Below are 9,911 nucleotides of genomic sequence, written 5' to 3'. Positions count from 1 at the left end.
ACCGGTCGCTCACTCAACGTACTGACGATGATTAATGTCCTAAGACAAAAACCTTCCTCTGATACTTCGTGTGAGACTCTTGATACTTTTGCTATTCCGATTCAAAGAACCGGCCGCACTCGCATCAAGCGCCCACACTTATCGGCTGTTAGTTTTTAAAGAGCATCGCGCAGATTACTTGGCGTTTTCGCTTCGTTTCTTTCGCGCCGTCATTCAACGGGAGGCGAATTATGACTGGCGGATGAACGCCTGGTCAACCCCCTTTCGCAAATTATTTTTCCGCACCCGTTTTGTGCGTTCGAAACCCGATTAACGTCCCCCTGGTTTCAAATGCGGTCTCCCCGGCCAACGCGCCGACTCTCAACTCCCGAAGAACGGCTTGCAAAATCCTGACGGCCCCACGCAATCCGTATCCGTCATCGATCCGTGCTGCATCGGCATGTGCTTCGAGCCGGAACCGGCCGCCGCCGCGCCGGCTTGCGAGCCGCCATAGGACTCGTGGCTATCGCCGCTTGCGGCGCGCTGTGCCGCGACCTTCGCTTCCGCAGCCTGGATGTCGTTCGGATAGTTGGGTTCCTCGCCGGTCGCGGGCGAGTAGCCTGCTTGCTCGAGCTGAACCAGTTCGGCTTTGACCTGAGCACGCGTGAGCGGCTCGTTCTGCGCTTGTGCGAAAACGAGTGCGGGCGATGCAGCAACGGCAAGCGACACGACGAATTTGGCAATGGCGTTCATGATCTTCAGACTCCGACAGAATAGGTTGACCGGATCGCAGGCGATCCACGGAACCTCATCGAACGCACAGGGCCCTTGCGCGGCTTCGACTCACTCGACCTAGGTTTCAAGCTGAGAGGCTTCGATTGGTTAACCGCGACACGATCCGATCTATTCCCGTGAACGAGCAATAGATGGCTTCAGAGGAGACAAGAAAGGAAGCGCGGGGACGAACCGGATGAGGAGTCCGGCAAGGCGCCAGCCAGCGCCCGTCCACCGCGAAGGAATTGTGACGCAGGGCGGCTGAAAGATCATCGCCGCCTGCGTTGAAGCTGCCTTGCCGATCCCGCAACAATCAAGCGCACGCGCGGTTCAGTGCGAATCGGGCACCAGATGCACGCGCTTCTCGGTCGCCGCTTCGACAGCCGCGCGCGTGTAGAGCAACGGAAAGTACTGTCCGTCGAGCCACATCTGCGCAAGGTCGCGATAGTGCGGATTCTCCGGATCGCCGGACTCGCCCGGAAGATTGACCGCACGCGAGTTGTCCCAGTTGCCGACATCGACGATCACACGAAACGACGGTCCATTGGTCTCGCGAAAATCGCTCGCGCGATAAGTCGACTGATTCGGCGTATAGGCGCTGCCACCCTTGCCGATGGGTCCGACATTGAGCTTTGCACGCATGTCGGCATCGACGACATCGGCGAGCGGGTGCGCATTCAAGTTGGTCTGCAGCTTGCCCCACTGCCATTGACTCGCATCCGCGCCTTGCAGATGCCGCATCTCGACATACGCGTCGTGCAGACTCGACAGCAGGACCGCGTTGCGCTTCGCTTGAGCAGCGTCGCCAAAGCGCGTTTCAGGATGTTCAAGCGTGTCGAGCATCACGGCTGTATCGGGCGGACCAAACGCCGACGCCGCGTCCTTCGGCAATACCGCTTGCTTGAATGCGCGGCCGAGATGTCGCGACAGCCACACCTCTTCGAGCGCGGCCTGCGCCGAGCCGGCGCCCATATGCGCGTCCCAGCCCTTCAACAACGCGAGCGCGGCACGGGTGTCCTCATCGTCGCTCGACAGCGGCGCCAGCAACGCAGTGAGCCGTCGCGCCGGAATCGACACGTCATCGTTCTGCAGGCGTTCCGAATCTTCGATCGACACCTTGGGCTGCGACTTCAACACCTCGTCGATGCGCTGATGCCGCGACCCGTTGGTCCATTCGAAGCCGAGCTTGCGCTCCGCATACGGATAGCCGGCCGGAAGATTCATCTCGTTCGAGGTCGTGAAATAGCCTTGCGCGGGGTTATAGACCGATGGCATCGCGTCACGCGGCCAGAAGCCGGCCCACTCGTAGCGGCCATCGCCGGGCACGGGCATGAGTCCGTCCCAGTTGGGGCGGACCGGCGCCAGTCCGCTCGGCACCCAGCCGATGTTGCCCTCCGTGTCCGCATAGACCTGATTCACGGTCGGCGCGCCCCAGGTGGCCAGGGATGCCTTGAATTGCGCATAATTCCTTGCGCGCATGTAGCGCATCGAATCGAAGTAAGGCGACATGCCCGGCGACAGCCACGCAGTGCGCACCGCAAACGCGCGATGCTTGCTCTCTTCCGTGTAGATCACCGGCCCGTGACGCGTGAACAGCAGTTCCACGTTCACCGGCGCGCCATCGCGCACGGCGACCTGCTCGCGGACGACGCGCATCGGTTCCCACTTGCCCTTATAGCGATACTCCCGCGGATTGGCCGGATTCAGCTCGTACACGTAGAGATCTTCCTGATCGATGTTGAAGATCGTGAGTCCGTAGGCGATCGAACCGTTATGTCCGATCGAGATGCCCGGCGCCGAAGGCTCGCCTGCACCGATGATATCGAGTGTCGGCGTGCTGATCTGCTGGATATAGCGCAGGCTCGGCGCGGCATAGGCGCGATGCGGATCGTTCGCCATGATCGCGCGGCCGGTCGCCGACTTCGATGGCGCGATCACCCAGTTGTTGCTGCCCTCGGTGACTTCCTCGGGGTTTTCGGCGGCAGCGATGACCGTGGTCGCCGCGTCGGCGCTTTTCATCGACTCCTTTGTCACATGCACGCCCTGTGTTGCCAGCGTGAAGACCTTGAGGACATCGTCGGGCAGACAGGGATCGAGGCCCGCGGGCATCTCGGGTTTCCACTGCGGCTGCAAGCCGAAGCGTACGGCATCCGCATCGAGCGAACTCTTGCAGGTCACGCGTGCGCGCGCGACTTCGCTGGTCAGATTGCGCGTCAGGCCATGGCTGCGGATGCGCACGACATCGTCCGGACTCCACTTCGCCGGCCAGTAGCCGATCTTGCGAAACTCGTAGGGCATCCGGTCCGGATGCGCCGCCAGCCAGTCGATGTACGCATTCACGCCCGCCGCGTAACGCATGGCTGCCGGTTTGGCATCGGGCCCGTAGCGCTGCCATTCGGTCTTCATGTCGCCGCGATAGAGAAAGAGCCGCGTCGCCTTGTCCTGCTCGATGTACGCCGGACCGAACACCTCCGATAGCTCGCCCAGACCGCGCCTGCGCCAGAGATCGATCTGAAAGAGCCGGTCCCGTGCCGCGTTGAAGCCTTGCACGAAGAACGCATCGCTGTCGTTGGCGGCGAAGATATGCGGCACACCCCAGCGGTCGACAAGAATGTCGGCGGGCTTCGAAAGCCCTGCGACAGTGATCGTTTCGTCTCCGGTGGCGGTGTCCGCACGGGCCGCCTGCATGGCCGTCGAACCGATCATCAGCGTACCGACGATCAGGCACGCCATCCGTTGTCTCTTGCTTGCCTTCATGCGAGCGTCTCCATTCTTATGTGTTGATTAGAGCTTCGGCGATAACGCAATGTAATGCATGGGCAAGGGTGCGCATGAAGGGTTACATTTCGATACATCGGCTTGAGCGGCTTGACGATGTTTATGTCGAGGCTGAAGGGCGTCAGTCGTCGTCAAGGAAAACAGGGAGATTGCGCAATGAACGACACCTATCCCGAACCATCCGCCGTTGCCCGCCAGGTGTATGACGCTTATGCGAACAAGGACCGCGAGGCCATCGAGCAGTTGATTGCCGATGACTTCCACTTCACCAGTCCGCGTGACAACCGCCTGGACCGCGCCACGTACTTTGCGCGCTGCTGGCCCAATGCGCACACGGTGGATCACTTCGACTTCGTGCATCTCGTGCAGGACGGGGCACGCGTATTCGTGACCTACGACCTGCGCACGCGGGAAGGCAGTGCCTTCCGCAACACGGAGATTCTCACGGTCCGTGAAGGGAAGCTGATCGAGGCGGAAGTCTTCTTCGGCTGGATGATTCCGCATGAAGCGCCAGACGGGGGATCGCTATAGAACATCCCGCGTGGCGCACTGCCTAGGGCATCCACTGCGCGAAACCGGATGCAGGCATCCCGGCTTGTGCCTGGATCTGGCTCGTCGTCAAAGCCTGATTGGTCACGACGACATTCGCGAGACGGCCCATGATGTTGCCGCCCTGCGGCTGACCCACGGCCGTGATCCAGAAAGGAGCGGCCCAGCTTCCCGACCCCGAGGCGACGCCGTTGACATGGACGGTGACCGTACCCGCCTGGCGCTTCACGGCGACATGCGTCCATATGTTGCCCGCTATGGCGATGGAGCTCGTCGCCATGTCGAGTGAGCCGCCATACAAGCGGGGATAAGTCGCGTAGAAGTTCACGTTCATGCCGTTCGTGCCTGAAAAAAGCACGTTGGCGTTGCTCGGCGTGCCGGGAATGTTGACCCATGAGGCGACGGTGAAATCGCCGGCAATGACAGGCTGCGGCATGCCGCCCCGGATCACATAGCTCTGGATCAGATTGTTGATGTCGACGGTAGTCAAGGCCCGTTGATAGACATGCACCTCATCGAGCGCACCCGTGAGCGACCCCGCCACGGTCTTGCCGATCCCGGTGATCGACACCGTGTTCGTCCAGGGCGAATCGTTCTGCGCCACCTTCAGGCCGTTCAGATAGAGCGACATCGTGCCGCCCGCGCGTGTCAGCGCCACGTGAGTCCATGTGCCGGCCGCGATCGGCATGGAGGATATGAGAAGGTCTCCCCGTGACGGACCCGCGTAAAAGCGCGGATAGCCTTGATAGAAGTTCAGGTCATAGCCTTCGCTGGAGTGAAACAGGCCATCGGCGTTGCTCGGCGGACGGCTCGGATTCACCCAGGCATCGACGGTGAAGTCTCCTGTCAGCTGCACGGGGGAAAGGGTCGTATCGCGGCCGCCGTCCAGATACAAAGCCTGACCTGAAACGCCCGGCACGGTGCCTGTCGAGTCGAACGTATAGGAGGCCATTCGCTGGCTGACGGGCACCGCCGAGTCGAAATTCAGTTTCGTGATGGCGACACCCTGCCGGGCCTGAGAGACACTCGAAGCGCCTGGCCAGCCACATGTCGTGACGTACCACTGCCCCGATGCGTCCTGCACAAACTCCGGCGCATGGAGCGGAAGCACCGCGATCAAGCCGGACGATGCATGCGGCACCACCGTGCCGTCATAAGACCCGAAGTCAGTCGGGTCCTTCGAGCGCAACAGGATCGTGTTCTCGTAGTCGAGCGGTTTACTCGTGTTGGACGCGGTGTTGGTCAGAGACAGGTAGTACCAGTCTCCGCGCTTGAACACGAAAGGCGATTCCGTCGCCGCCCAGCTCACATCGACCGCACCGGGAACCAGCGTCAATGCCGCGCGCACATAGGTCCAGTTCAGCAGATCGCTTGACCGGTAGACCGCCACGATCGAATGGCCCAACGCCCGGTCGTAAGAAGGCGAGTAGAGATAAAACGTGCCGTCGCTGTCCTGAAAGATGCCGGGGTCACGGAAATTCAGAGGCCATCCCGTATCGAATACCGCCGCGTTCGGTCCTGCGTAGCGCTGACTCGCGGGCACCCCTGTCACCGTCACGCCGATACTGACCGCTGCATCAGGCGTCGTGGCGTCCGGATAGCGGCTCACCGAAGTCCATGTTTCGAGCTTCGGGTCGGTGGATCGCAGGATCTCGAGTCTCGTCACCTGTCCGGAGCAGTTGCCGCTGTTGTCCCGCCCGCTGGTGAAGAACAGATAAGCCGTTCCGCGCACCTTGATCGACGAAGGCGCCCACGCCGTGCATGCCGCGTCGTTGCGGTCATGAAACTGCGCGAGCGGCGCGTCCTGACCGTCTGGCTGGAGCGTCGGGTAAGCGGCTGAAGGACTGACGGGAACCGGCGGATAAAGGCTCGACAGAACGGTGTGATACAGCGCATGTTCCTGGCCGTTGCCACCCCCGTTTATACCGATGACGTGCCAGTTGCCGTCTTCACCTTGAATGACCGTGTGATCGTTGGAGTATTGCAGCGGCCCGGGAATGGTCGGGCTTGCGAGGGTTTGCCACGAGGCGGCGTCGGGCGTCGGAATCTCGAACGAAGGCGAGGCATACGCCGCCGGGTTCGTGCCGTTCGCTTCAGCCGCCACATTGACCTGCGGCACTGCCTGAAACGTAGCGGCAGCCGCCAACCGACGCAAGGTTCCGGCGACAGGGCTTGGCGATGTATTGCCATCGCAGCCAGTCTGCAATGCAACGAAGAGCCAGACCACGACGAGCAACACAACTCGCGAACCCTTCATGCGATCCCCTGGAAACGATTGTTTCAGGGTACGGCATGGCTATGCAGCACCACCGCGGATTGCGTCAAATTCAGTCATAAATCATCGAGTGCTTGACCTCGGGGCCGCCGTGCTCAGCCGATGCTTGAGTACCTTGCCGCTCGCCGATGCCGGCAGCGCGTCGAGGATGGTGATCGTCGCGGGTCGCTTGTACGGTGCAAGGCGTGCACTCGTCCAGTCCGCCAGTTCAAGCTCCACGCATTGCGCGCCCGGCCGCAATTCGACGAACGCGAGCACCTCCTCATTGCCCTCGACACGGCGCCCGATCACCGCCGAATGCAGCACGGCCGGATGCCCGTTCAATATTTGCTCGACTTCCGCCGGATAGACGTTGAAACCCGAGCGAATGATCAGCTCCTTGCAGCGCCCGACGATGTACAGATTGCCTTTCTCGAAGCGCGCCAGATCGCCGGTCCTGAGCCAGCCTTCGGGCGTTATGGTCGCTGAGGTCTGCGCCGGGTCGCGGTAATAGCCGAGCATCACGTTCGGCCCGCGCACCCACAGTTCTCCGATGTCATCCACCGCGTCATCAGCCTGTTCCTCCAGCCGCACGATGCGCGTTTCCACGCCGGGGATAGGCGGCCCCACCGATGCATCGCAGGCCGGTGCATCGAGCATCGTGTTGGAAACCGTCGGGCTGCTCTCGGTCATGCCGTAACCGTTGTGCAGGGGCAAGCCATAGAACCGTTCGGCGGCGCTCTTGAGCGGCATGTCGAGCGGTGAACCGCCGCTGTACACGAAGCGCAATGCAGGCGCATTCAGGCCGCCGCGCGTGCCAAAGAAATCGATGAGCTTCGCATGCATCGCAGGCACGCCCTGGAAGATCGTCATGTGCTCGTCACGCAGCACCTGACCCGTGTGTTGCACATCGAAGCGCGGCGCGAGCCTCAGCATGGCGCCGGCATACAGCGAACCGAGGCACACGGAAGCCAGCCCGAAGACGTGCGACACCGGAAGGACCGCATACACGCGATCCTCGGGGCTTACACGCCGCAACGTGCTCGACATCGCCGCAACGAACAGCAGATTGCGATGCGACAGCATCACGCCCTTCGGTGTGCCCGTGGTGCCTGTCGTGTAGATGAGCGCGGCGCATTGCCGGTCCGCGGGAAGTCCATGCGCTTCCTGCATGGCGTCGGCGTCGACGGGGCCGAGCGCAAACGTGCCGATCGGCATCGTATCGAGCGTGTCGACCTGCGCACACTCGCGCTGCGCGTGACGCGCGGCATCGGCGGAAGCATCGACGGTGAAGAACGACAGACGCGGTTGCGCATGCGCCTTGATTGCATCGATTTCGATGGCGGTCAGGCGCGCGTTCGTCAGCAGCGCCCACGCATCCAGGCGGCTGACGGCGAACAGCGCGACGACGAGCGCCACGCTGTTCTCGCCGATCAACATCACGCGATCGCCGGCTCGCACGCCCGCCGTTGCAAGACGCGCGGCCAGGGCATCGACGGCGCGATCCAGTTGCCCATAGCTCAACTCGCGCGCGTCCTCGCGCAACGCGATGCGCTCAGGCTGCGTGCGTGCCTGACGCGTGACGATCGCATCGATACGCCCGGGCAGCGACGCAATCAGCCGTTCCGTGTCGATGCTCATGTCAGGTGACGATTCGTGATCAAGACCCGCATGATAGCGCCTGACGTCAAGCGCTCGAATCACCCCGCGAAACGCGGCTCCGGCAGACCGCGCACACCGAGTCCCGTCACCGCGAACAATCCGCCCTTGTCGTGCTCTTTCTGCGGAATGCCCCACATCGGCCGGCCCATCGTCGAGACATAGAGCGTGTCGAGGCCGGGACCGCCGAACATCACGCTCGTGAGATTGCGCACCGGAAACGGCACGACGCGGTCGAGCGTGCCGTCCGGCGCATAGCGCAGGATGCGCCCGCCGAACACGAGCGCGGACCACACATAACCTTCTTCGTCGACGGTCGCGCCGTCGAAGGTGCCCGCCATATCGCGCGCCGAGGCAAACAGACGCCGGTTCGTCGCCGCGCCGGTTTCGATGTCGTAGTCGTACGCGTACATCTCGCGACTGTAGGTGTCGGTGAAATAGAAGGTCTTGTTGTCGGGGCTCCAGCACGGTCCGTTCGAGCACGTGATGCCGCTGTCCAGGCGCGTCACGCGGCCATCCGGGTCGAGCCGGTAGAGGCCGCCGCTGCGCGTCGAGCGCTGGCCGCGATCGGCGTCGTAGCGATCGAAGTCATACGCCATCGTGCCCGCAATGAAACGGCCGCGGCGGTCCACCTTGCCGTCGTTGAAGCGCGTCTCGGGATCGTCGTTTTCCGGGTCGGCGATGAACTGCACCGTCTGCGCATCGAAGTCGTAGAAATGCAGGCCGTTCGCCAGCGCCACGACGGCGCCGCCCTGCTCGCGCAACGCCATCGACCCGATATGACGCGGCACGAAATAACGCTGCACGTCGCTGCCGTCCGCGCGGCAGCTATAGATCTCGGCGGCCGTGCTGTCGATCCAGTACAGCCGCTCCTCCTTCACGTCCCACAGCGGGCCTTCTCCGAGGTGATTGTTTGCATCGACCAGCAAGCGAACTTCGGGCATCGTCGTCTCCTTGGGTCAACTGTCGCCATCCTTCAGATCGCGGCGATGCGCCAGCAACGCCATCAGGCGCCGGTCGCGCCAGCGGCTGCGTTCCTCGATACGCTCGCGCGGCAACACCGCACGGCGCTCGGCATCCAGGCTGTCGAGCGTGTCTTGCGGCCAGTCGAACGCCTTGCGTCCCGCCGCAATGCTGCGATACGTGCCGCCATAACGCGCCGCGTAATCGGCCACGCCGCCGGGCGCGTTGAGATCGATGGTCTCGAACGGACCCATGAACGACCAGCGCATCGCGAGACCGTCGCGCATCACGGTATCGAGATCCGCCGCGCTCGCATAACCCTGTTCATAAAGGCTCAAGGCTTCTTCGAGCAACGCGCCTTGCAGGCGGTTCAGCAGGAAGCCCGAGATCTCGCGATTCACCGTCACGGGCTTCTGCCCCGCTGCCTCATAGAGCACGCGGGCGCGTTGCAGCGCGTCCGGCGCGGTCCACGGCGCGCCGCACAACTCGACCAGCGGCACGAGCGAAGGCGGATTCACCGGATGCGCGACGAAGCATCGCGCGCGGCCTTGCAAGCCCTCCGTGAAGCTCGATGCCGGCAGTCCCGAGGTCGAACTGGCAAGCAGTGCGTCGGGCTTCGTCAGGCGGTCGAGTTCGCTGAACAGCGTGCGCTTCACTTCGACCACTTCGGCAATGTTCTCCTGCACGAGATCGGCATCGGCGACGGCGTCCGCAAGTTGCTCGCAGGTCGTAATGCGCGCGACGACCGCATCGACGGGTTCGTCGATCAGCTTGAACGAAGCGAAATCTTCGACGCTTGCGCGGATCGCGGGCAGCGCGCCGGACAGCATGTCGGGCGCGGCGTCGTGAAGCTTCACGTCGAAGCCGCTTCTGGCGAAGACGATCGACCATGCGCGGCCGATGCGTCCCGAACCGATCACCGCAATCTTGTGCGTTTGCATCCGGTCTGCTCCTT

The 9,911-nt window shown here is 62.7% G+C and carries 7 protein-coding genes; 1 reads left to right on the top strand and 6 read right to left on the bottom strand.

The genetic code is table 11. The annotated features are described in order from the left end of the window. Nucleotides 1-360: 360 nt before the first annotated feature. Both QCE88_RS32995 and QCE88_RS32990 read right to left on the bottom strand, forming a co-directional pair. A complete protein-coding gene (locus QCE88_RS32995; RefSeq protein ID WP_309909541.1) occupies nucleotides 361-732 on the bottom strand; it encodes a DUF4148 domain-containing protein in 372 nt (123 codons plus the stop codon). Nucleotides 733-1,083: 351 nt separating this feature from the next. Then, on the bottom strand, nucleotides 1,084-3,459 hold the full coding sequence (locus QCE88_RS32990) for a penicillin acylase family protein (RefSeq protein WP_309910993.1): 2,376 nt from the start codon (nucleotides 3,457-3,459) through the stop codon (nucleotides 1,084-1,086). Nucleotides 3,460-3,687: 228 nt separating this feature from the next. Here QCE88_RS32990 and QCE88_RS32985 point away from each other — a divergent pair, with 228 nt between their 5' ends. Continuing rightward, on the top strand, nucleotides 3,688-4,062 hold the full coding sequence (locus QCE88_RS32985; RefSeq protein ID WP_309909539.1) for a nuclear transport factor 2 family protein: 375 nt from the start codon (nucleotides 3,688-3,690) through the stop codon (nucleotides 4,060-4,062). 22 nt (nucleotides 4,063-4,084) lie between these two features. Here QCE88_RS32985 and QCE88_RS32980 read toward each other — a convergent pair whose 3' ends face one another. The 4 genes from QCE88_RS32980 to QCE88_RS32965 form a co-directional block, all read right to left on the bottom strand. Next, the gene (locus tag QCE88_RS32980; RefSeq protein ID WP_309909537.1) at nucleotides 4,085-6,337 is read right to left on the bottom strand and encodes a LamG-like jellyroll fold domain-containing protein; all 2,253 of its coding nucleotides are present in this window, start codon (nucleotides 6,335-6,337) and stop codon (nucleotides 4,085-4,087) included. Between the two features lie 81 nt (nucleotides 6,338-6,418). Further along, nucleotides 6,419-7,975: an AMP-binding protein gene (locus QCE88_RS32975; RefSeq protein WP_309909536.1), complete on the bottom strand. Its 1,557-nt coding sequence runs from the start codon at nucleotides 7,973-7,975 to the stop codon at nucleotides 6,419-6,421. Nucleotides 7,976-8,034: 59 nt separating this feature from the next. Further along, a complete protein-coding gene (locus QCE88_RS32970; protein ID WP_309909534.1) occupies nucleotides 8,035-8,937 on the bottom strand; it encodes an SMP-30/gluconolactonase/LRE family protein in 903 nt (300 codons plus the stop codon). A gap of 15 nt (nucleotides 8,938-8,952) precedes the next feature. Beyond that, nucleotides 8,953-9,897: a 3-hydroxyacyl-CoA dehydrogenase gene (locus QCE88_RS32965; RefSeq protein WP_309909533.1), complete on the bottom strand. Its 945-nt coding sequence runs from the start codon at nucleotides 9,895-9,897 to the stop codon at nucleotides 8,953-8,955. Nucleotides 9,898-9,911: the final 14 nt, after the last annotated feature.

The organism is Caballeronia sp. LZ035, assembly GCF_031451175.1.
Lineage (GTDB): Bacteria > Pseudomonadota > Gammaproteobacteria > Burkholderiales > Burkholderiaceae > Caballeronia.
Note: the sequence above shows the minus strand (reverse complement) of the source record. Positions and strands in the feature narration are given on the sequence as shown.